Origin of the sequence: Noviherbaspirillum sp. (assembly GCF_036563305.1) — a bacterium.
Taxonomy (GTDB): domain Bacteria; phylum Pseudomonadota; class Gammaproteobacteria; order Burkholderiales; family Burkholderiaceae_D; genus Noviherbaspirillum.
This window is the reverse complement of record NZ_DATCMQ010000002.1, coordinates 21,293-43,054: the sequence shown is the minus strand read 5'-3', so window position 1 is coordinate 43,054 and position 21,762 is coordinate 21,293. Positions and strand designations below refer to the sequence as shown.

The following is a 21,762-nucleotide window of genomic DNA, read 5'->3' as shown; positions in this document are numbered from 1 at the left end:
GGGCAGCGGCATTTCAAGCAAGCCCTGAATCGATCTTCGGGGGCGGCGACCGCCGCCGTCAGTGGAACAGGTGGCGGCAGGCAGCGGCGCCGGCGATGCACAGCGCGATCGAGCCGGCCAGGTGGAACGCGGCGTGGGCAAGCGCCCAGGGAAAATCACCGCGCTCCAGGAGCGTCATTGCTTCCGTGGAAAAGGTGGAGAAGGTGGTGAGGCCGCCAAGCAGCCCGGTGATGACGAAGAGGCGCCATTCCGGCGGGAGCGCCGACGAGGCCGAAAAGAAGGCAAAAGCGAAACCGGCCAGGAAACCGCCGCCGAGGTTTGCAGCCAGCGTGCCGAACGGCAGTGCCGGATGACCGGCATTCAGCCACAGTCCGAGCCCCCACCGCAGCCATGCGCCGATCGCCGCGCCCAGGCCGACGGCGAGCCAGTTCATTCGGCCGTCCCCGGCTCGCCGGGGACCGGGCCGGCATTGCCGGAAACGATGCCCCATCTTGCCAGCGCCTGGTCGTCCGTGACCCTGGCGTCCACCCAGCGGGCGCCATCCGGCCCGTGCTCCTTCTTCCAGAACGGGGCCTTCGTCTTCAGGTAGTCCATGATGAATTCGCAGGCGGCGAAGGCATCGCCGCGATGGCCGGCAACGGTTGCCACCAGCACGATCTGGTCCATCGGCTGCAGCGGGCCGACCCGGTGGATCACCAGCGCATCGATGATCGGCCAGCGCCGCCGCGCCTCGGCCGCGATCTCCTCCAGCGCCTGCTCGGTCATGCCGGGATAGTGTTCGAGTTCCATGGTGCGGACGCTGGCGCCGTCGTTCATGTCCCGCACGGTGCCGACGAAGGCCGCGACCGCGCCGACCGCCGGACGCCCGGCGCGCAGCGCCGTCACTTCCCGTCCCAGGTCGAAGTCCTCCGCCTGCACGCGAACCGGCATGTCAGCCTCCCGTCACCGGCGGAAAGAACGCGACTTCCCCGCCCTCGCCGACCGGCGTGTCGGCGCCGGTCATCTGCTGGTTGTAGGCCATGCGCAGTGCCCTGCCCTCGGCCAGCGCATCGGCCCAAACGCCGCCGCGCGCAACCAGAAGGGACCGCACCTGGCCGACCGTGCGCACCTCGTCCGGCAGCGCCAGTTCCTCCTGCGCGATGCCGACTGCCTCGCGCACGCTGGCAAAGAATCGCAGGCGAATGGTCCTGGTCATTGGTTCAGCTCGCTGAAGGGGATGAACCGCACCAGGTCGCCGCGTGAAATCACCTGGCTCGGCGGGTTGTCGACGAGGCCGCTCCCCCAGACGGTCGAGGTGAGGACCGCCGAGCCCTGGTTCGGGAACAGGTCGAGGCCGCCGGCGGCATTGACGCGGACTCGCAGGAATTCATTGCGGCGGTCGGGTTTCGGCCAGTCGAAATCGGCGCGCAGCAGGAAGCCGGCGGGCGCAACGTCGGCAACGCGTTGCAACCGCAGCAGGAAAGGCCGCACGAACAGCAGGAACGTCACGAAGCTCGACACCGGGTTGCCCGGCAGTCCGAGGAAAAAGGACGGCGCGCCTTCCGGTCGGTTGACCTCGCCGAACGCCAGCGGCTTGCCCGGCTTGATCGCGATCTGCCACATGCTGATCCTGCCCTCGGCCTCCACTGCCGGGCGGACATGGTCCTCCTCGCCGACCGAGACGCCGCCGGAGGTCAGGATCAGGTCGCTGTTGCGGGCGGCGTCCCGCAGTGCCTCGCGCGTCGCATCCAGGGTGTCCGGCACGATGCCGAGATCGAGCACTTCGCAGCCGAGGCCCTGCAGCAGGCCGCGCAGGATGAAACGGTTGGAGTTGTAAATGGCGCCGGGCGCCAGCGTCTCGCCCGGCATCGCCAGCTCGTCGCCGGTGAAGAACACCGCCACCCGCGGCCGCCGCACGACCGGCAGGCTGGCGAGACCGACGGATGCGGCGAGGCCGAGTTCCTGTGCGCGCAAACGGGTGCCGGCCTGAAGGATGGTGCTGCCGGCGGCGATATCCTCGCCGCGGCGCCGTATCCATTCGCCGGGCTGGGGCACGTGGCGTATCGTGACATCGCCGCTTTCCGGGTGCGCTTCGCACTGCTCCTGCATGACGACGGCATCCGCCCCGGCCGGGATCATTGCACCGGTGAAGATGCGCGCCGCACTACCTGGCTGCAGGGGCTGGCCGACGTGGCCGGCGGGAATGCGCTGGTTCACCGCCAGGCGCGCGTTCCCGCCCGTGCAGTCGGCGCTGCGCACCGCGTAGCCGTCCATCTGGGTATTGTCGAGCGGCGGCACATCGATCAGCGACGACTGCGCTGCCGCCAGCACGCGGCCGAGCGCCTGCTCGGTCGGGATCGTCTCCTGCTCGCCGATCGGGCGCGCGGCGGCCATGAGCAGCTCGCGTGCCTGCGCGGCGGTCAGCATCGGCTTCTTCTCCATCCTGCCTCCTTGCCGCCCTGGGACCGATCAAAGTCCCGTGTGGCGGGCGATGAATGCCTTCATCTTGTCGATGTCCGTGCCCATCAGTTCGTAGCGCTGCGGCAGCGCTTCGATATGTTCGAAACCTGCCGGCCGCTCGGCGTCCCGGCCGAGCGCTTCACGGATGGTCTCGTTGAACTTGGCGGGCAGCGCCGTCTCGAGCACCAGCATCGGCACCCCGGGTTTCATGTGCTCGCGCGCAACCTTGACGCCGTCGGCGGTATGGGTGTCGATCGTGATGCCGTAGCGCGCATGGACGTCGCGGATGGTCGCGATGCGATCGGCATGCACCGACTTGCCGGACACAAAGCCATAGCGCGCCGCCTGGCTGAACTCGTCGCCATCGCTTCCGGCCTTGCCCGACAGGTCGAAGCCCCCATGGCTGTCGACCTTGCGGAACAGTGCCGCGAGGCGGGTCGCGTCGCGCCCGAGCAGGTCGAAGACGAATCGCTCGAAATTGGACGCCTTGCTGATGTCCATGCTCGGGCTGGTGGTGTGATAGGTCTCGGCCGACTTGCGTACCCGGTAGACACCGGTGCGGAAGAACTCGTCGAGCACGTCGTTCTCGTTGGTGGCCACCACAAGCTGGTCGATCGGCAGGCCCATCATGCGGGCGATGTGACCGGCGCAGATGTTGCCGAAGTTGCCCGAAGGGACCGTGAACGACACTTTTTGCGCGTTGTGCGCGGTGGCGGCGAGATAGCCGCGGAAGTAGTAGACCACCTGCGCGACGACCCGCGCCCAGTTGATGGAGTTGACCGTCCCGATCTTGTGCCGCGCCTTGTAGGCGAGGTCGTTGGACACCGCCTTCACCATGTCCTGGCAATCGTCGAATACGCCCTCCACGGCAATGTTGACGATGTTGGGGTCCTGCAGGCTGAACATCTGGGCCGTCTGGAATGCGCTCATCTTGCGATAGGGCGACAGCATGAAGACGCGGATACCCTTCTTGCCGCGCATCGCATATTCGGCGGCGCTGCCGGTGTCGCCCGAGGTCGCGCCGAAAATGTTCAGCTCGGCGTCCTGCTTCGCCAGCGCGTACTCGAACAGGTTGCCGAGCAGCTGCATTGCCATGTCCTTGAACGCGAGGGTGGGACCGTTCGACAGTGCCTGCAGCACGAGCTTGCCGCCGCTACCCTCCTCCAGCACGCGCAACGGTGTGATCTGCGCCGGGTCCTCCCCGGCGCGGGCGTTGCGGTAGACGTCGGCGGTGTAGGTCTTGTGCGCGATCGCCTTCAGGTCGGCCGCCGGGATGTCCGTGGCGAACTTCTTCAGCACCTCGAATGCGAGATCGGCATAGGACAGCTTGCGCCAGGCATCGAGCTCTTCGCCGCTGACGCGCGGGTATTCGATGGGGAGGTAGAGGCCGCCATCCGGGGCGAGTCCGCCAAGCAGGATCTGGGAAAACGACTGCGCCGGCGCCTGGCCGCGGGTGGATACGTATTGCATTGACGTTGACAGTTAGATAAGGAACCGCGGCCGGCAAGTTCCCCTTGTCGAAGCGGGCGGCGGCCGTCAGGCGGAAAGGCAACATTATAACTGCGCCCCCGGCGCCGGCCGCCATTTCCCTCAGGCGGCGTGGTGGCGCGGACGGGTCGCCGGCCTGACGTTCTCCAGCATGTCCGTGACCATCTCCGCCAGGCCGACCCGGGCCTTCCAGCCCCAATCGGCACGGGCGTAGGTGTCGTCCAGGCTGTGCGGCCAGCTGTCGGCGATCGCCTGGCGCTGATCCGGCTGGTAACGGACATCGAAGCGCGGCAGGTGGCGCCGGATCTCCTCGGCCAGCTCGCGCGGGCTGAAGCTGACGCCGGCGACGTTGTAGCTGGAGCGTACCCGCACCTGGTCCGCCGGCGCTTCCATCAGGGTGATCGTGGCGCGGATCGCGTCCGGCATGTAGATCATGGGCAGCGTCGTTTCCGGTCCGAGGTAGCAGGCGTAGGCCTCGCCCGCCAGCGCCGCATGGAACATGGCAATCGCGTAGTCGGTGGTGCCGCCCCCGGGGGGCGACTTGTGGCTGATGATGCCGGGATAGCGGATGCTGCGGACGTCGACGCCGAACTTGCTGAAGTAATACTCGCACAGGCGCTCGCCGGCCTGCTTGCTGATGCCGTAGATGGTGGTCGGGTCCATCACGGCGAGCTGCGGCGTATCCACGGCGGGCGTATGCGGGCCGAAGGCCGCGATCGAGGACGGCCAGAACACCTTGAGCGGCTTGCCTTCCGCCGTGCGCTCGCGCGCCAGCTCCAGGATATTGAGCAGGCCGTTCATGTTCAGCGTCCACGCCTTCAACGGGGCCTGCTCGCCGGTGACCGAGAGCAGTGCCGCGAGCTGGTAGACCTGCGTGACGTCGTGCTCGCGCACCAGCTGGGCGAGCCTGCCGCTGTCGAGCACGTCCAGGCACTCGTAGTGCGCCGCATTGAACAGGCTGCGCGGCCCGATGTCGGTGGCGATCACGCTGCCCGCGCCGTGCCGTTCGCCCAGCGCCTCCACCAATTCGCTGCCAATCTGCCCGTTGGCGCCGATGACCAGGATTTTATCCATGCTGTTCCCCCTCAGTTCTTGATCAGCCCGAGCTCTTCGCCCGCCTGCCGAAACGCCGCCAGCGCCCGTTCCAGCTGTTCCTTGCTGTGCGCCGCCGACAGCTGCACACGCACGCGCGCCTGGCCCATCGGCACCACCGGATAGAAGAAACCGGTGACCAGCACGCCAAGTTCGTACAAACGCTGTGCGAAGCGCTGCGCGAGCGGCGCATCGAACAGCATGACCGGCACCACCGGATGCGTGCCCGGCTTGATCGTGAATCCCAACGAGGCGATCTCGCGCCGGAAATAAGCGGTGTTCTCGTGCAGCCGGTCGCGCAGTTCCGTCGAGGAGCGCAGTCGTTCGAGCACGGCGAGCGATGCGCCGGCGATGGCGGGCGCCAGCGAGTTCGAGAACAGGTAGGGACGCGATTTCTGGCGCAGGGTTTCAATGACCTCCCGGCGGGCGGAGGTGAACCCGCCCATCGCGCCGCCGAGCGCCTTGCCGAGGGTGCCGGTAATGATGTCCACCCGCCCCATGACGCCGTGGTGCTCATGCGTGCCGCGGCCCGTCGGGCCCATGAATCCCGACGCGTGGCTTTCGTCTATCATCACCAGCGCCCCGTACTTGTCGGCCAGGTCGCAGATGCGATCCAGCTGGGCGATGGTGCCGTCCATGGAAAACGCGCCATCCGTCACGATGAGCTTGTGACGCTTGCCCTCGGCGGCACGCAGTTGCGTTTCGAGGTCGTCCATGTCGTTATGCTGGTAGCGCAGGCGCGCGGCCTTGCACAGCCGGATACCGTCGATGATCGATGCATGATTGAGCGCGTCCGAGATGATGGCGTCGTTCTCGTCGAACAAGGGCTCGAATACGCCGCCGTTGGCATCAAAGGCGGCGGCGTAGAGAATGGTGTCCTCCATGCCCAGGAAATCCGACAGCGCCTGTTCGAGCCGCTTGTGCACCGTCTGCGTGCCGCAGATGAACCGCACCGATGACAGCCCGTACCCGTAGCGCTCCGTCGCCGCGATTGCCGAGCGCACCATCTCCTGGTCGCCCGACAGTCCGAGGTAGTTGTTCGCGCACAGGTTGATCAGCTGCCGGCCGTCGTCGCAGGCGACCTCCGCGCCCTGGCGCGACGCAATCACCCGTTCGGACTTGAACAGGCCCTGCTCCCGCAAGCCTTCGAGCTGGACCGCGAGGCCCTCGTAAAACGCATCTTTCTGCCTGGTCACCGTCATGTTCCCCTCCTTGGACGTCTTCGCGCAGCTTCATCCGGCCGGGCGCAGCATGATGTCTTCGGCCGGAGATGCGCCCCGCCGTTGCATTCTGCTACCATAGCCGTTCAGTAAATCGACCCAGATTCGATATATCGAACTTCGTTTTCAATATATCGAATACTAGCTTCCCTCATTTCCGATTGCAAGCATGGCTACAAAAAATCCGGTCCCGCCGCCCATTGCGCCGCCTGAAGTCGGCGCCACGCTGCAGCGCATCCGCCTCGCACAGGGTTTGACACTGGAAGACCTGTCGCGTGCCGCCGGGGTGTCGAAGTCCATGCTGTCGCAGATCGAACGGGAGAAAGCCAATCCCACCATCGCCGTGGCCTGGCGGCTGGCGAACGCGCTTGGGATCGGCATAGACGAGTTGCTGGCCGGGGAGCAAAGGGCCGGCGAGGCAATACAACTGGTCGAGCCGCACGAGACCCCGACCCTGCCCGGCACCCACTCCGGATACGTACTGCGCATCCTGGGACCGATGGATCTGGCCGGGAAGTTCGAATGGTATGAACTGACCCTCGCACCGGGCGGCGCCCTGCGCTCCCAGCCCCACGACCCGGGCACCGCCGAGCACCTGAGCGTGCTGTCCGGCAACCTCGAGGTCGAGGTCGAAGGCGAACGAAAGAAACTCAGGACCGGCGCCAGCGCGCGCTACGCCGCCGACAAGGCACACGCGGTCGTCAACAACGGCAAGACCGAGGCGAAGGCACTGCTGGTCGTCATCCATCGCTGAAACGCAAAACGGGCGCACTGCTTGCGGCAATGCGCCCGTTTCCCTGCAATGCGGCAAGAGGCCGCGTTACGGACGGCTCAGCTCAGTTGCTCAAGACGAATCTTGGTGACCTTGCCGACCACCGTCTGCAATCCCTCGATGCGCGCGATTGCGGCCTCGACATTCTTCTCCTGCGTCTGGTGCGTCAGCATGATGATGTCGGTGCGCGTCTCGCCTTCCGCCGGCTCCTTCTGCAGCATGGCATCGATCGAGATCGTCGAATCCGCGAGGATGCGGGTGATGTCGGCAAGCACTCCGGCCTGGTCGGCGACCTGCATGCGCAGGTAATAGCTGGTCGTGACTTCCGTCATCGGCAGGATCGGCGTGTCCACCATCTGGTCGGGCTGGAAGGCCAGGTGCGGTACACGGTGCCCGGGGTCTGCCGTTGCCAGCCGCGTGATGTCGACCAGGTCGGCAATGACGGCCGATGCAGTCGGCTCGGCACCCGCACCCTTGCCATAGTAAAGCGTGGCGCCCACGGCATCGCCCTGCACCAGCACGGCATTCATCGCACCCTCGACGTTGGCGATCAGGCGTCTGGCGGGGATCAGGGTCGGATGCACGCGCAGCTCGATGCCCTGTGGCGTGCGCTTGGCGATGCCCAGCAGCTTGATGCGGTAGCCCAGCTGTTCCGCGTAGCGGATGTCGGTCGCCTGCAGCTTGGTGATGCCTTCGACGTGCGCCCGGTCGAACTGGACAGGAACGCCGAATGCAATCGCCGCCATGATGGTGGCCTTGTGCGCGGCATCCACGCCTTCGATGTCGAAGGTCGGATCGGCTTCCGCATAGCCGAGACGCTGCGCCTCCTTGAGCACGACGTCGAAGTCGAGGCCCTTGTCGCGCATCTCGGACAGGATGAAGTTGGTGGTGCCGTTGATGATGCCCGCGATCCACTGGATGCGATTCGCAGTCAATCCCTCGCGCAGTGCCTTGATGATCGGGATGCCGCCGGCCACCGCCGCCTCGAACGCGACCATCACGCCCTTCTGCTGCGCAGCCTTGAAAATCTCGTTGCCATGGGTCGCGAGCAGCGCCTTGTTGGCCGTTACCACGTGCTTGCCGTTGGCAATCGCCTTCAGCACCAGGTCGCGTGCAACGCCATAGCCGCCGATCAGTTCGACGACGATGTCGATGTCGGGGTTGTTCACCACCAGGTTGCCGTCGCTAACCACTTCGCACTCGCCGTTGGTCAGTTCCTTCGCGCGGGCGGTATCGAGGTCGGCCACCATCGTAATCTGGATGCTGCGGCCGGCACGGCGCGTAATCTCTTCCTGGTTGCGCTTCAGGACGTTGAATGTGCCGGAACCGACGGTTCCGATGCCGAGCAAGCCTACTTTGATGGGTTTCATGGTTTCTGAAAATAAGGGTCTGCGTACGTGCCGCATATCCGGCCGGGGCCGGGTTGGAAAGCCGCAGGCTCAGGCGGTCCCGTGGCGCCTGCGGTAGTGCTCGAGGAAGCGGGCAATACGTCCGATGGCCTCGGTCAGGTCGTCGGAGTTCGGCAGGAACACGACCCGGAAATGGTCGGGCGCGATCCAGTTGAAGCCGGTGCCCTGTACGATCAGCACCTTTTCCTCGGCCAGCAGTTCATAGGCGAACTTCTGGTCGTCTTCGATCGGGTAAAGCTTGGGATCCAGCTTGGGAAACATGTACAAGGCCGACTTTGGCTTGACGCAGCTGACCCCCGGGATCTCGGTGAGCAGCTTGTGCGCCAGGTCGCGCTGCCGCAGAAGGCGGCCGCCCGGCCCGACCAGGTCGTTGATGCTCTGGTAACCGCCGAGTGCGGTTTGGATCGCATACTGGCCCGGCGCGTTCGCGCACAGCCGCATCGATGCCAGCATGTTCAGCCCTTCAATGTAGTCGCGTGCGGGCTTCTTGTTGCCCGACACGACCATCCAGCCCGCGCGGTAACCGCACGAGCGGTAGTTCTTGGACAGGCCATTGAGGGTGATGAACAGTACGTCGTCGGCCAGCGAGGCGATCGATGTATGCACCTCGCCGTCGTACAGTGTCTTGTCGTAGATCTCGTCGGCGAACACGATCAGCTGATTCTGGCGCGCCACCTCGACGATCTGCTGCAGCACTTCCAGGGGGTACAGCGCGCCGGTGGGATTGTTCGGGTTGATGACGACGATCGCCTTGGTGTTGGGCGTGATCTTCTTGCGGATGTCGTCGATGTCGGGCAGCCAGCCGGATTGCTCGTCGCAAACGTAGTGCACGGGCTTGCCGCCCGACAGACTGACGGCTGCGGTCCACAGCGGGTAGTCGGGTGCCGGGACCAGCACCTCGTCACCGGTATTGAGCAGCGCATTCATGCCCATGACGATCAGTTCGGACGCGCCGTTGCCGATATAAATGTCGTCGATGCCCACGCCGGCGATCTTCTTTTCCTGCGTGTAGTGCATGATCGCCTTGCGCGGCGCGAACAGCCCCTTGGAGTCGGTATAGCCGGCCGCATTGCCCATGTTGATGATCATGTCGTGCACGATCTCGTCCGGCGCATCGAAACCGAATACGGCGAGGTTGCCGATGTTCAGCTTGATGATCTTGTGGCCCTCCTCCTCCATCTGCTTGGCCTTTTCAAGCACCGGGCCGCGGATGTCGTAGCAGACGTCTGCCAGTTTCTTCGATTTCTGAATCGGTCGCACGGGGCAATCCCTTGTAGTTGAGGCAAGAACTGGGATGCAATGCTGCACCGCCAAAATACCCATTTTGCCGAAAGCAACCCGTTTTATCAATCTGAAACCGGGCTGGCCGGAAGAGTAAAGGCTACAATGGCCATCTTTTTCCTGGCGTTGGCGGAAATTCATTGCCGCCCGCATGTCTACAGCGTCATGAAGCTACACAACACCCCCACCCAGCACTACCAGACCGTGACCGCCTACGACGAGTCAGGGGTCGAGATCAACGCGGTACGATTCGGCTACAGCCTGACCGTCATGCCCGAGACGCCCCCGGTGCCTTGGCCGCCGACGACTTTCGAGACGCTGTCCGTCGCGGATTTCGAGCGCATCGCGGAGCGCGAACCGGACGTCGTGATCCTCGGTACCGGGAAACGCCAGCGCTTCGTGCACCCGCGACTGGTGCAGCCCCTGACCGCACGCCGCATCGGGGTCGAATGCATGGATAACCCGGCTGCATGCAGGACATACAACATCCTGATGGGCGAAGGGCGCAAGGTCGTACTCGCCCTGATCATGGAATGACGTCCGGGCACTCTTCCCAAAGATGATAAATTCTGGCTAACATCTGGTTGCGGCACCGTGACCGACGGTCCCGCTTCCGATGCTCGCCAAAAACGAGAACAACCCGCACTGGAGAACAACGTGGCCGAAAGCCCATCCGCACTGAATCTCACCGTTCCGGAATTTTCCGCGGCAATGACCGGGGAACGCCCGTTCAGGCTGTCCGATTACCAGGGCAAGACCGTCGTGCTGTATTTCTACCCCAAGGACAACACGCCCGGCTGCACTACCGAGGCGATGGAGTTTCGCGATCTGCATCCCCAGTTCCAGGCCGCCAATACCGAGATTTTCGGCATCAGCCGCGACAGCATCCGTTCGCACGAGGGTTTCAAGGCCAAGCTCGGCATGCCGTTCGAGCTGATCTCCGATCCGGACGAGACCGTTTGCAACATGTTCGATGTCATGAAGATGAAAAGCATGTATGGCAAACAAGTGCGGGGCGTCGAACGTTCCACTTTCATCATTGACGGCAGCGGGAAATTGGTGAAAGAATGGCGTGGAGTGAAAGTGCCGGGACATGTGGAAGACGTCCTGGCGTTTGTGAAGGCCCTTGCATAATTCGCCCTACCCTTTGAATTCAAAAGAGATTTTCTTCAAGAAGCCGTTTGCGGAAGAGGCGCATCGCCTCCCCCTCAAACGGCTTTTTGCTTTTCAGGCCTCCCCGCCACCGCTTGTTTCACCCGTCAGTACGACTGGCGTCTTAAAGAGTAGTAGTCAATCCCACTTTTCCCTAGATTGAGGTCCTGATGCCACTGCCTAAAATTCCGACGAAACCGGCAACGCTACTTTCGCAGCAAGACTACCCAAAGGCAGAAAAAGGCAAGGCAGTAAAACCGATCATGACCCTGGTGGAGGCGCCGCCGGCAGAGACGGCCGACGCTCCCCGGGCCCGGGCAAGGACGGAAGAAAAGCTGCCGCAGTCCAGGGCGCGCAGCGCAAAGCCGAAGGCCTTGGACAGCAGCGTCATCAAGTCCGGCGCCAGCCGGACCGCCGACAAGCTCGGCGTCCCGAAGCTCTTCGTGCTCGACACCAATGTGCTGATGCATGACCCGACCTCCCTGTTCCGGTTCGAGGAACACGATGTCTACCTGCCGATGATGACGCTGGAGGAGCTGGACAACAACAAGAAGGGCATGTCCGAGGTGGCCCGCAACGCCCGCCAGGTTTCCCGCTCCCTCGACGCGCTGATCGCCGGCGTGGAAGAGCATGCGATCGAGGAAGGCATTCCGCTGGCAAAGCTCGGCAACAAGGATGCCAAGGGGCGCCTGTTCTTCCAGACCCGCCTGCAGAACGGCGCACTGCCGGAGGGCCTACCGATCGGCAAGGCCGACAACCAGATCCTTGGCGTGGTCCGGGCACTGGAGGAACAGCATCCCGAACGTCCCATCGTGCTGGTGTCCAAGGACATCAACATGCGCATCAAGGCGCGTGCGATGGGGCTGCCGGCCGAGGAATACTTCAACGACCATGTACTGGAAGACACCGACCTTCTGTACTCAGGCATCACCCAGCTGCCCGACGACTTCTGGCACAAGCATGCGAAGGGCATGGAGTCCTGGCAGGAGAACAAGCACGGCACCGGCTACACCTTCTATCGCGTCACCGGCCCGGCCGTGCCCTCGCTGCTGGTCAACCAGTTCGTGTTCCATGAGCCGAACAACGGCGAGGCACCCTTCTACGGCCAGGTGAGGCAGATCAACGGCAAGACCGCGGTATTGCAGACACTCCGCGACTACACGCACGGCAAGAACGGGGTCTGGGGCATTACCGCCCGCAACCGGGAGCAGAACTTCGCCCTCAACCTGCTGATGAACCCGGAGTGCGATTTCGTCACCCTGCTGGGTCAGGCGGGCACCGGCAAGACGCTGCTTGCGCTCGCCGCCGGACTGGCACAGGTTTTGGAGACCAAGCTGTACAACGAGATCATCGTCACCCGCGTCACGGTGCCGGTCGGCGAGGACATCGGTTTCCTGCCCGGCACGGAGGAAGAGAAGATGTCGCCCTGGATGGGCGCCTTCGACGACAACCTCGAGGTGCTGAACAAGTCGGACAGCGACGCCGGTGAATGGGGGCGGGCGGCGACGCAGGACCTGATCCGGTCGCGCATCAAGATCAAGTCCCTGAACTTCATGCGCGGCCGGACCTTCGTCAACAAGTTCCTGATCATCGACGAGGCGCAGAACCTGACGCCGAAGCAGATGAAGACCTTGGTGACGCGAGCGGGCCCCGGCACCAAGATCGTCTGCCTTGGCAATATCGCGCAGATCGACACGCCTTACCTCACCGAGGGATCGAGCGGACTCACCTACGTGGTGGACCGTTTCAAGGGCTGGTCCCACAGCGGCCATGTGACGCTGGCCCGCGGGGAGCGGTCCCGGCTTGCCGATCACGCAAGCGAAGTGCTCTGACGCCGGCGCCTGCCGCAGAGACAAAAAACCCCGCGGATGCGGGGTTTTTCTTTTGCAGCGTCGGGCGCTACATGATGTGTGTGCCGATCCACCATGCAATCGCCGCCATGAAGGCCGATGCGGGGATGGTGAAGACCCACGCCCAGACGATATTGCCGGCCACGCCCCAGCGCACCGCACTCATCTTGCGCGAGGAGCCGACGCCGACGATGGCGCCAGTGATGGTATGCGTCGTCGAGACCGGGATACCGAGTCCGGTCGCCAGGAACAGCGTGATCGCCCCGCCGGTCTCCGCACAGAAACCACCGACAGGCTTGAGCTTGGTGATCTTCTGACCCATCGTCTTGACGATGCGCCAGCCGCCGAACAGTGTGCCGAGGCCAATGGCCGCGTAGCAGCTCAGTACCACCCACATCGGCAGGTGGTCGTCGGCAGTGGAATACCCGGCGGCGATCAGCAGCATCCAGATGATGCCCATCGTCTTCTGTGCATCGTTGCCGCCATGGCCGAGACTGTACATCGAGGCCGACACCAGCTGCATGCGGCGGAACCACTTGTCCACCTTCCGTGGCGTCGAGCGGACGAACATCCATGACACCAGGACCATCATGATGGACCCGAAGACGAAACCGAGCAGCGGCGACAGCAGGATGAAGGAAATCGTCTTGATCAGGCCGGACGAGATCAGCGAACCGGTGCCCGCCTTGGCGACCGCGGCGCCGACCAGGCCGCCGATCAGTGCATGGGACGACGACGACGGAATGCCGTAGTACCAGGTCAGGACGTTCCAGGCGATGGCCCCGACCAGCGCCCCGAACACCACATAGTGGTCGACCACCGAGGGTTCGATCGTCCCCTTGCCGACCGTGGTCGCAACCTTGAGCTGGAAGAAGAAGATGGCGATCACATTGAACAGTGCTGCCATCGCCACCGCGTGCTGCGGCTTCAGCACCCCGGTCGACACGACGGTGGCAATTGCGTTTGCCGCGTCGTGGAAGCCGTTCATGAAGTCGAACAGCAATGCCAACGCAATCAGGAACGCAAGGACATAGATGCTTATTTCTAGGGTTTGCATGAGGTTTTCTCGTCGTTTTTCTTGGATTGCCCGCGACTTACGCGTTTTCGACGATGATCGCCTCGATGATGTTGGCCACGTCCTCGCAGCGGTCGGTGACGGTTTCCAGGATCTCGTAGATTGCCTTCAGCTTGATCAGGGTGCGGACGTCCGGCTCGTCGCGGAAGAGCTTCGACATTGCCGCACGCATCACGTGGTCGGCGTCCGACTCGAGGCGGTCGATCTCTTCGCAGATGGCCAGCATCTGGCGCGAGTTGTCCATGTTGTTCAGCATGCCGACCGCCGACTGCACCTTCTCGGCGCACGACAGGCACAGCTCCGCCAGCCGCTTGGCTTCCGGGGTGATCGACTTGATGTCGTACAGGGAGATGGTCTGGCCGGCGTCCTCGAGCAGGTCGAGGATGTCGTCCATGCTGGTAATCAGCTTGTGGATGTCGTCGCGGTCGAGCGGCGTGATGAAGGTCTTGTGCAGCATGTCCAGCGTTTCGTAGGTGACCTTGTCCGCCTGCTTCTCAACGCTTTCGATGGCGTGCACCCTGTTCTCCAGGTCGTCGAAGTTGGTCATCAACGCAACCATCTCCTTTGCGCCCTTCACGCACAAGTCGGCGTGCTGGCTGAAAAGCTCGAAAAATTTGCCCTCCGTGGGCATCAGTCGTCCAAACATGGGTCGCTCTCTGAAGTAGGTATGTCAATCCGAAACGGCGCGCCGACAGGCGGCGGCCGCGCTATTCGTTGTCAAAGACGGCATTGCCGCCGGTGTAATTGTCAAACTTCGTATACTCGCCAAGGAAGGTCAGCCTGACAGTGCCGATCGGACCGTTACGCTGCTTGCCGATGATGATCTCCGCGGTCCCCTTGTCGGGCGAATCCGGGTTGTAGACCTGGTCGCGATAGATGAACAGGATGACGTCGGCATCCTGTTCAATGGCACCCGATTCGCGCAGGTCGGACATGACGGGACGCTTGTTCGGCCGCTGCTCAAGGGAGCGGTTGAGCTGCGACAGCGCGATCACCGGACATTGCAGCTCCTTGGCCAGGCCTTTCAGGTTACGGGAGATCTCCGAGATCTCGGTCGCCCGGTTCTCCCCCTGGCTGTTACCTGCCATCAGCTGCAGGTAGTCGACGATGATCAGGCCGAGCTTGCCGCACTGCCGGGACAGCCGGCGCGCCCGCGCCCGCAATTCGATCGGACTCAGCGCGGGTGTCTCGTCGATATACAGCTGCGCATCGTTCATCTTCTGGATCGCATGCGTCAAACGCGGCCAGTCCTCGTCGTTCAGCTTGCCGACCCGCAGCCGGCTCTGGTCCAGCCTGCCCACCGAGCCCAGCATACGCATTGCAAGCTGGGCGCCGCCCATTTCCATGGAAAACACGGCGACCGGCAGGCCGCTGTCGATCGCGACGTTCTCGCCGATGTTGAGCGAGAACGCGGTCTTGCCCATCGAGGGGCGACCGGCGACGATCACCAGGTCGCCCGCCTGCAGGCCGGAGGTCATGCGGTCGAGGTCGATGAAGCCGGTTGGCACACCGGTGATGTCGTTCTGGTTGTCGCGATTGTAGAGCTCGTCGATGCGCTCGACGACCTGGGTCAGCAGAGGCTGGATCGCCTGGAAACCCTGCGCGCCACGCGCGCCTTCCTCGGCGATCGCAAAAATCTTGGACTCCGCTTCGTCGAGGATCTGTTTCACTTCCTTGCCCTGGGGGCTGAAGGCCTGGGTCGAGATCTCGTCCGATACCGTGATGAGTTTGCGCAGGACGCCGCGGTCGCGCACGATCTCCGCATAGCGGCGGATGTTGGCAGCCGAGGGCGTGTTTTGTGCAAGCGCATTCAGGTAAGTCAGACCGCCTACCTCCTCGGCCCTGCCGCTTGTGCTGAGCGCTTCGTAGACGGTGATGACGTCCGCCGGCCGGGTCGCGCTGACCAGCTTGACGATGTGCTGGAAAATGATGCGATGGTCGTAGCGATAGAAGTCATCCTCGCTGACGATATCGGCGATGCGATCCCAGGCCGCATTGTCGAGCAGGAGTCCGCCTAGTACGGATTGTTCTGCTTCGATCGAATGGGGGGGAACGCGGAGGGCATCGAGCTGGGGGTCGGTGCGGGTATTCATGGCGCGCATTATACCTTCTTGCCACTATGGGCAGCGGAAGGCATGACCTTATTCAAGACAATCGCCTGGATGGCATGGCAAACAGGCAAGCCCGATTCGCCGGGCACAAAAAAAGCCGGCTTGCGCCGGCTTTCCTTCTTCAGCAATGACTTACGCTTGCTCGCCAACGACGGACACGGTGATGTCCACCACGACGTCGGTGTGCAGTGCAACAGCGATGGTGTAGTCGCCAACCGTCTTCAGCGGACCCTGCGGCATACGGACCTGGGCCTTCTCGACGGCAAAGCCCGCCTTCGTTACCGCCTCGGCGATATCGGCATTGGTCACGGAACCGAACAGGCGCCCGTCAACGCCAGCCTTCTGGCTGATGCGGACAGTCGTGCCGCCCAGCTTCTCGCCCTGGGCCTGGGATTCGGCCAGCTTCTGGGCTGCTGCCTTCTCCAGGTCCGCGCGCTTCGCCTCGAACTCGGCGATAGCGGCCGAAGTCGCACGGCGTGCCTTGCGCTGGGGGATCAGGAAGTTGCGGGCGAAGCCGTCCTTGACCTTCACCACGTCACCGAGGTTGCCCAGGTTGACGACTTTTTCCAACAGAATGACTTGCATGTTTTTCTCCTATTCTTCGTCGTCAATTACGCGTTGTGCAGGTCCGTGTACGGCAGCAGCGCGAGATAACGTGCACGCTTGATCGCGGTATCGACCTGACGCTGGTAGTGCGCCTTGGTGCCGGTCAGACGAGCGGGCATGATCTTGCCGTTTTCCTGCACGAAGTCCTTCAGCGTGTCGACGTCCTTGTAGTCAACCTGTTCCACGCCGGCGGCGGTGAAGCGGCAGAATTTCTTGCGCTTGAACAGCGGGTTCTGCTGCTGGCGCTTGTGCTTGAGTTTGCTCTTGTCGAATTTTTTACCAAATGCCATTTTCGGCTCCTGTATCTAGTGATCTGGTGAGTACGCCTCGAAGTCCGTGATATGGAAGACAAGGCTTTTGCTGTTGCGATGCTTGCGAGCGAGAAATCCGGTGAATTGCAGCGTTTCGCCCAGCTCCACGCCGTTGAACCGCCCTGAAATTTCACCCGCGGCAATTGCCGCGATTTCAAACTCGGTCCGACGCGTGATGCCGGCTTCCACCTGGTCCGACGTATGCAGCAGCACTGCGGAAACAATCGGTATGCCGGCCGGGGTATAACGCAATACGTCGCGTTCCGCGATCGCGGCCGTCAGGCGCAGCTGGTTCACACTCCTCCGCTAACGCAATCAGGCCGCGGACGCCTCGGCGCGCTGGCTCTTGGCGGCATCTTCCTTCTGCACCGCCTTCATCATCGGCGACGGTGCGGTTTCAGCCTTCTTCATCTTCACGGTGAGGTGGCGCAGCACGGCATCATTGAACTTGAAGCCGGTTTCGATCTCGGCCAGCGTCTCGCCGTCGCACTCGATGTTCATGCAGACGTAATGTGCCTTTGCCAGCTTCTGGATCATGTAAGCCATCTGGCGACGGCCCCAGTCTTCGACACGGTGGATCTTGCCGTTGCGGGCAGTGACGATGCCCTTGTAGCGCTCGATCATTGCGGGCACTTGCTCGCTCTGATCAGGATGCACGATAAATACGATTTCGTAGTGACGCATGTAATCTCCTTGTGGACAAACAGATAATTGCCCACCCCGGCGTCAGACGGGTGTGGGAAGGGAAAGCCCGCTATGATAACCCGAGCCGCGGAAATGCTCAACACCACCCAACACCGCATTGCCGCGCCAGCCGCGCCTTCCGGGGAAAACGAACGCTTGCATTCCCTGCGCTCCTGTATAAAAATACAGGCTGTCTTTATAAACAGCGCCTTAGCGCCCGCCGATCATGATCAAATTGACCGCCCGCCAGGAACAGATTCTGAACCTGATCAGGGAAGCGATCGAAAACACCGGGTTCCCACCTACCCGGGCCGAGATCGCGAATGAGCTCGGCTTCAAGTCGGCGAACGCGGCCGAAGAACACTTGCAGGCGCTGGCGCGCAAGGGGGCGATCGAAATATCGCCCGGAACATCGCGCGGAATCCGGCTGCGGGACGTGCCGGGCAGCGGTTCGGCGCGCCAGATGGCCCTTCCCCATCCCGCACTGATGCAACTCAGCCTTCCGCTGGTCGGACGTGTGGCCGCAGGTTCTCCCATCCTGGCGCAGGAGCATGTGGAATCCACGTACCAAGTCGATCCGGCGCTGTTCTCGGCAAAGCCCGACTATCTGCTGAAAGTACGAGGACTGTCGATGCGGGATGCCGGCATCCTGGACGGCGACCTGCTTGCGGTAAAAAAGGCGGACACTGCGAAGAACGGGCAGATTATCGTTGCCCGCATCGGCGACGATGTGACGGTGAAGCGTTACCGGAAGTCGGGAAGCCTGATTGAACTGCTGCCGGAAAATCCTGATTTCGAACCGATCCGGGTACAGTCGGGACAGGAAGATTTCGCGCTCGAAGGCCTGGCAGTCGGTCTCTTGCGCGCCTGGGGCTGACGGCAGCGCAAGTCTGGCTGATCAGGGTGGCTGCAACTTAGCGGCGCTTCGCAGGCTTCGGCCCTCAATGGCCCCTGCAGAATCGGCGACCATCGTGGCACGTTCACCGCGCCGGAGCCTGAACGGCGACATCCTTATCGCCGGGAAGGCTGCCGTTGCCGTTCGCGTCTCCGGCCTTCATCGGCATGCGGGCCGGGGGCATGCGGCGCTGCACTCATTCGCGGCGCTTCTGCAGGATCTTCCCGGCAATGCCCCGCAGGATATTCACCTCTTCCTTTTCCAGCTGCGTGCGCGAGAACATGCGCCGCAACCGCGGCATCAGTTTCTTCGGGTTTTGCGGGTCAAGAAATGCGAGTGCGATCAGGGCCTGTTCAAGGTGCTGGTACATGCCCTCGATTTCGTCGAGGTCCGCGGCCTCACCTACGAAACCAACGGGTTGCGCCGGCAAGCGGTCTCCGCTGAGCGCCTGCCGCGCCTCATAGGCCAGCAGTTGCACCGCCTGCGACAGGTTCAGCGACGAATAGTCGGGATTGGCCGGAATGTTGATGAGGACATTGCACCGCTCGATCACCTCGTTCGGCAGGCCATAGCGCTCGCTACCGAAAACCAGCGCCGGCTGCAGGGCGGGATCCGCGGCGAGTGTGCCGGCGAGGCTGCGCGGCGTGGCAAGGGGGGGCGAGTATTCGCGCAGGCGCGCACTCAGCGCTGCCGCAAAGTTGCAACCCGCGATGGCTTCTTCGAAAGTGCCGACCACCTTTGCCGCGGCGAGAACGTCCTGGGCGCCGCTGGCAAACGCGATGGCCTCCTCGTGTTGCGCCACGTCGGGGAAGCGGGGATCGACCAGCACCAGGCGGGAAAAGCCCATGGTTTTCATGGCGCGGGCGGCGGCGCCGACATTGCCCGGATGGCTGGTGCCTACCAGGATGAAGCGCAGGCGGTCGAAAAGAGAATTACTGCTCGGGTGCTGGTTCATTTAAAATAGCGTGATCAGCGGCGCCTCGCTCAGCGCGGGGACCGGCCGCTTCGCTCCTTAATCCAAATTTCAAGTGGTTCCGCACGCGGTCGCGACGGTACCGCAATTTTAACGGAACCTCTATGCATCCCATGCTCAACACGGCCGTCAAGGCCGCACGCCGCGCGGCGTCGATCATCAACCGGGCCTCCTTCGACCTCGAACGGGTGCAGGTCACGCAGAAGGGCCAGAACGATTTCGTCACCGAAGTCGACCAGGCCGCGGAGCAGGCGATCATCGAGGTTCTGAAGACCGCGTATCCGGATCATGCGATCCTCGCGGAGGAGTCGGGCCCGTCGGCCAACCTGCACGACGAGAACGACAATGTATGGATCATCGACCCGCTCGACGGCACCACCAACTTTATCCACGGGTTTCCGCAATACTGCGTGTCGATCGCGCTGCAGCAGCGCGGCCAGATCACGCAGGCAGTGGTCTACGACCCGACCCGCAATGACCTGTTCACCGCATCCAAGGGGGCAGGCGCCTACCTGAACGAAAAGCGCATCCGTGTCAGCCGCCGCGACAAGATGGCCGAGGCGCTGATCGGTACCGGCTTCCCGTTCCGCGATACCGAGGGCCTGGACGAGTATGTGAAGATGTTCAAGGTGATGACCGAGAAATGCGCCGGCCTGCGTCGTCCCGGCGCTGCTGCGCTCGACCTCGCGTATGTCGCGGCCGGCCGGCTCGACGGTTTCTTCGAAAAGGGCCTGAAACCCTGGGACGCCGCAGCCGGCTCGCTGCTGATTACCGAGGCCGGCGGCATCGTCGGCGATTTCGCGGGCGAATCCGATTACCTCTACAAGGGCAACGTGCTGGCCGGCACGCCGAAGATTTTTGGCCAGATGGTGAACCTGCTGTCGCCGTTCGCGAAGTAAATCCACCTCTCCTCGCTTGCAGCCGTCATGCACGGTTGCAGTTTTCTTTCCCGCCACCCGGCCCTGCCGACGGCGGGCAACCGTTTTTCTGAGTATCCATGTCTTTTTCCGAACTCGGCCTCGCCGATGAAATCGTTCGCGCAGTCAGCGAACAGGGCTATACCTCGCCCACCCCGATCCAGACCCAGGCCATCCCCGCCGTCCTGAAAGGCGGCGACCTGCTTGCCGGCGCGCAGACCGGCACCGGCAAGACCGCCGGCTTCACCCTGCCCATCCTGCAGCGACTGACCTCGAAGCCGGCGCCCGCGAAACGGTCCAAGACGGTACGCGCACTGATCCTCACCCCTACCCGCGAACTCGCGGCGCAGGTCGAGGAAAGCGTGCGCGTCTACGGCAAGTACCTGAGGCTCAATTCCGCAGTGATCTTCGGCGGTGTTGGCATCAACCCCCAGATTGCACTGCTCGCGAAAGGACTCGACATCCTGGTGGCAACCCCGGGCCGCCTGCTTGACCACATGCAGCAAGGCACGGTCGACCTGTCGCAGGTCGAGATCCTGGTCCTCGACGAAGCCGACCGCATGCTGGACATGGGCTTCATCCGTGATATCAAGCGCGTGCTCGCCGCGCTGCCGCCGAAGCGTCAGAACCTGCTGTTCTCTGCCACCTTTTCCGACGACATCAAGGCACTTGCCGACAGCCTGCTGAACGCGCCCGCCATGATCGAGGTCGCGCGCCGCAATTCGACGGTCGAAGTGATCGCACAGAAGATCCATCCGGTCGACCGCAACCGCAAGCATCCGCTGCTGAGCCACCTGATCAAGTCCAGCAACTGGACCCAGGTACTCGTCTTCACCCGTACCAAGCATGGCGCCAACAAGCTGGTCGAACAGCTTGGCAAGGATGGGATCAGCGCGATGGCAATCCACGGCAACAAGAGCCAGTCGGCGCGTACCAAGGCGCTGTCCGAGTTCAAGGACGGCAAGCTGCAGGTACTGGTCGCAACCGACATTGCCGCACGCGGCATCGATATCGACCAGTTGCCCCACGTGGTGAACTACGACCTGCCGAACGTCCCCGAAGACTATGTGCACCGGATCGGTCGCACCGGCCGCGCTGGCGCCAGCGGCGAAGCGGTCTCGCTGGTCTGCGTCGACGAGCACGACATGCTCAAGGGGATCGAGAAGCTGATCAAGCGCTCGCTGCCGCGTGAAGTCGTGCCCGGATTCGAGCCCGACCCCAACGCCAGGCCGCAGCCAATCCAGCTGCGCAGCGGCGAGGCACATGGCCGCGGCCGCGCATCCCAGGGACAGCGCGCCGGGAACGCCTCGCAAGGACAGCGTGGAGGGAATGCGCCGCAAGGACAGCAGGCCCGCTCCCCTAGCGGCGGAAACAAGCCCGCCGGCCCCAGGCCCGCTCCTCACCGCAGCGGCGGGCGCGGCCGGTAACCGCATTCGCGCAACCGGTACACATCCGGTTGCGCTCCAGGCATGCCTCCCGGTCGCCGC

At 63.4% G+C, this 21,762-nt stretch carries 24 protein-coding genes; 7 read left to right on the top strand and 17 right to left on the bottom strand.

The genetic code is table 11. From position 1 onward, the window contains the following. Positions 1-58: 58 nt before the first annotated feature. From crcB to kbl, 7 genes are all read right to left on the bottom strand, one after another. Positions 59-433, bottom strand: coding sequence for a fluoride efflux transporter CrcB (gene crcB / locus VIM12_RS00360; protein ID WP_331939612.1), 375 nt, complete (start codon positions 431-433; stop codon positions 59-61). After that, the gene (locus VIM12_RS00355) at positions 430-930 is read right to left on the bottom strand and encodes a molybdenum cofactor biosynthesis protein MoaE (RefSeq protein ID WP_331939611.1); all 501 of its coding nucleotides are present in this window, start codon (positions 928-930) and stop codon (positions 430-432) included. Before VIM12_RS00355 ends, crcB begins: the two co-directional genes overlap by 4 nt. Position 931: 1 nt before the next feature. Next, complete coding sequence (gene moaD, locus VIM12_RS00350; RefSeq protein ID WP_331939610.1) at positions 932-1,195, bottom strand: molybdopterin converting factor subunit 1; 264 nt, start codon at positions 1,193-1,195, stop codon at positions 932-934. Further along, positions 1,192-2,421 (bottom strand): gephyrin-like molybdotransferase Glp, encoded by a 1,230-nt coding sequence (gene glp, locus VIM12_RS00345; protein WP_331939609.1) that lies wholly within the window; start codon positions 2,419-2,421, stop codon positions 1,192-1,194. The genes moaD and glp overlap by 4 nt, the downstream gene beginning before the upstream one ends. Before the next feature lie 27 nt (positions 2,422-2,448). Next, positions 2,449-3,909 (bottom strand): threonine synthase, encoded by a 1,461-nt coding sequence (thrC, locus tag VIM12_RS00340; protein WP_331939608.1) that lies wholly within the window; start codon positions 3,907-3,909, stop codon positions 2,449-2,451. Positions 3,910-4,029: 120 nt separating this feature from the next. After that, positions 4,030-5,001, bottom strand: a complete 972-nt coding sequence (locus tag VIM12_RS00335; protein WP_331939607.1) for an NAD-dependent epimerase/dehydratase family protein — start codon at positions 4,999-5,001, stop codon at positions 4,030-4,032. Between the two features lie 11 nt (positions 5,002-5,012). Beyond that, positions 5,013-6,221 carry a glycine C-acetyltransferase gene (gene kbl / locus VIM12_RS00330; RefSeq protein ID WP_331939606.1) on the bottom strand — a complete coding sequence of 403 codons (1,209 nt, stop codon included), beginning with the start codon at positions 6,219-6,221 and terminating at the stop codon, positions 5,013-5,015. A 187-nt stretch (positions 6,222-6,408) separates the two neighbouring features. Between kbl and VIM12_RS00325 the strand changes: the two genes are divergently transcribed. Beyond that, positions 6,409-6,993 carry an XRE family transcriptional regulator gene (locus VIM12_RS00325; RefSeq protein WP_331939605.1) on the top strand — a complete coding sequence of 195 codons (585 nt, stop codon included), beginning with the start codon at positions 6,409-6,411 and terminating at the stop codon, positions 6,991-6,993. Positions 6,994-7,070: 77 nt separating this feature from the next. On the opposite strand, the gene VIM12_RS00320 is transcribed toward VIM12_RS00325, so the two are convergent. Next, the gene (locus tag VIM12_RS00320; protein ID WP_331939604.1) at positions 7,071-8,381 is read right to left on the bottom strand and encodes a homoserine dehydrogenase; all 1,311 of its coding nucleotides are present in this window, start codon (positions 8,379-8,381) and stop codon (positions 7,071-7,073) included. 69 nt (positions 8,382-8,450) lie between these two features. Then, positions 8,451-9,680, bottom strand: a complete 1,230-nt coding sequence (locus VIM12_RS00315; RefSeq protein WP_331939603.1) for a pyridoxal phosphate-dependent aminotransferase — start codon at positions 9,678-9,680, stop codon at positions 8,451-8,453. A gap of 186 nt (positions 9,681-9,866) precedes the next feature. On the opposite strand from VIM12_RS00315, the gene VIM12_RS00310 reads away from it, so the two are divergent. The 3 genes from VIM12_RS00310 to VIM12_RS00300 all read left to right on the top strand — a co-directional run bounded on the left by VIM12_RS00310 (position 9,867) and on the right by VIM12_RS00300 (position 12,685). Further along, on the top strand, positions 9,867-10,238 hold the full coding sequence (locus VIM12_RS00310; RefSeq protein WP_331939644.1) for an Mth938-like domain-containing protein: 372 nt from the start codon (positions 9,867-9,869) through the stop codon (positions 10,236-10,238). 120 nt (positions 10,239-10,358) lie between these two features. Further along, the gene (locus tag VIM12_RS00305) at positions 10,359-10,835 is read left to right on the top strand and encodes a peroxiredoxin (protein ID WP_331939643.1); all 477 of its coding nucleotides are present in this window, start codon (positions 10,359-10,361) and stop codon (positions 10,833-10,835) included. Between the two features lie 188 nt (positions 10,836-11,023). After that, positions 11,024-12,685, top strand: a complete 1,662-nt coding sequence (locus VIM12_RS00300) for a PhoH family protein (protein WP_331939602.1) — start codon at positions 11,024-11,026, stop codon at positions 12,683-12,685. A 67-nt stretch (positions 12,686-12,752) separates the two neighbouring features. Here VIM12_RS00300 and VIM12_RS00295 read toward each other — a convergent pair whose 3' ends face one another. The 7 genes from VIM12_RS00295 to rpsF all read right to left on the bottom strand — a co-directional run bounded on the left by VIM12_RS00295 (position 12,753) and on the right by rpsF (position 17,490). Next, positions 12,753-13,760, bottom strand: coding sequence for an inorganic phosphate transporter (locus VIM12_RS00295; protein WP_331939601.1), 1,008 nt, complete (start codon positions 13,758-13,760; stop codon positions 12,753-12,755). A 37-nt stretch (positions 13,761-13,797) separates the two neighbouring features. Next, positions 13,798-14,424, bottom strand: a complete 627-nt coding sequence (locus tag VIM12_RS00290) for a DUF47 domain-containing protein (RefSeq protein WP_331939600.1) — start codon at positions 14,422-14,424, stop codon at positions 13,798-13,800. A 61-nt stretch (positions 14,425-14,485) separates the two neighbouring features. Then, the gene (locus VIM12_RS00285; protein ID WP_331939642.1) at positions 14,486-15,871 is read right to left on the bottom strand and encodes a replicative DNA helicase; all 1,386 of its coding nucleotides are present in this window, start codon (positions 15,869-15,871) and stop codon (positions 14,486-14,488) included. Positions 15,872-16,021: 150 nt separating this feature from the next. Further along, positions 16,022-16,474: a 50S ribosomal protein L9 gene (gene rplI / locus VIM12_RS00280; RefSeq protein ID WP_331939599.1), complete on the bottom strand. Its 453-nt coding sequence runs from the start codon at positions 16,472-16,474 to the stop codon at positions 16,022-16,024. Positions 16,475-16,500: 26 nt separating this feature from the next. After that, positions 16,501-16,785, bottom strand: a complete 285-nt coding sequence (gene rpsR, locus VIM12_RS00275) for a 30S ribosomal protein S18 (protein WP_331939598.1) — start codon at positions 16,783-16,785, stop codon at positions 16,501-16,503. 15 nt (positions 16,786-16,800) lie between these two features. Continuing rightward, positions 16,801-17,103 (bottom strand): primosomal replication protein N, encoded by a 303-nt coding sequence (gene priB / locus VIM12_RS00270; RefSeq protein ID WP_331939597.1) that lies wholly within the window; start codon positions 17,101-17,103, stop codon positions 16,801-16,803. 18 nt (positions 17,104-17,121) lie between these two features. Further along, positions 17,122-17,490, bottom strand: coding sequence for a 30S ribosomal protein S6 (rpsF, locus tag VIM12_RS00265; protein WP_331939596.1), 369 nt, complete (start codon positions 17,488-17,490; stop codon positions 17,122-17,124). A gap of 226 nt (positions 17,491-17,716) precedes the next feature. On the opposite strand from rpsF, the gene lexA reads away from it, so the two are divergent. After that, positions 17,717-18,367 (top strand): transcriptional repressor LexA, encoded by a 651-nt coding sequence (gene lexA, locus VIM12_RS00260; protein ID WP_331939595.1) that lies wholly within the window; start codon positions 17,717-17,719, stop codon positions 18,365-18,367. Between the two features lie 214 nt (positions 18,368-18,581). On the opposite strand, the gene VIM12_RS00255 is transcribed toward lexA, so the two are convergent. Further along, entirely contained in the window at positions 18,582-19,340 is a 759-nt protein-coding gene (locus VIM12_RS00255; RefSeq protein WP_331939594.1) for an RNA methyltransferase, read from the bottom strand. 122 nt (positions 19,341-19,462) lie between these two features. On the opposite strand from VIM12_RS00255, the gene VIM12_RS00250 reads away from it, so the two are divergent. Next, a complete protein-coding gene (locus VIM12_RS00250; protein WP_331939593.1) occupies positions 19,463-20,257 on the top strand; it encodes an inositol monophosphatase family protein in 795 nt (264 codons plus the stop codon). 98 nt (positions 20,258-20,355) lie between these two features. After that, positions 20,356-21,702 carry a DEAD/DEAH box helicase gene (locus VIM12_RS00245; RefSeq protein ID WP_331939592.1) on the top strand — a complete coding sequence of 449 codons (1,347 nt, stop codon included), beginning with the start codon at positions 20,356-20,358 and terminating at the stop codon, positions 21,700-21,702. Positions 21,703-21,762: the final 60 nt, after the last annotated feature.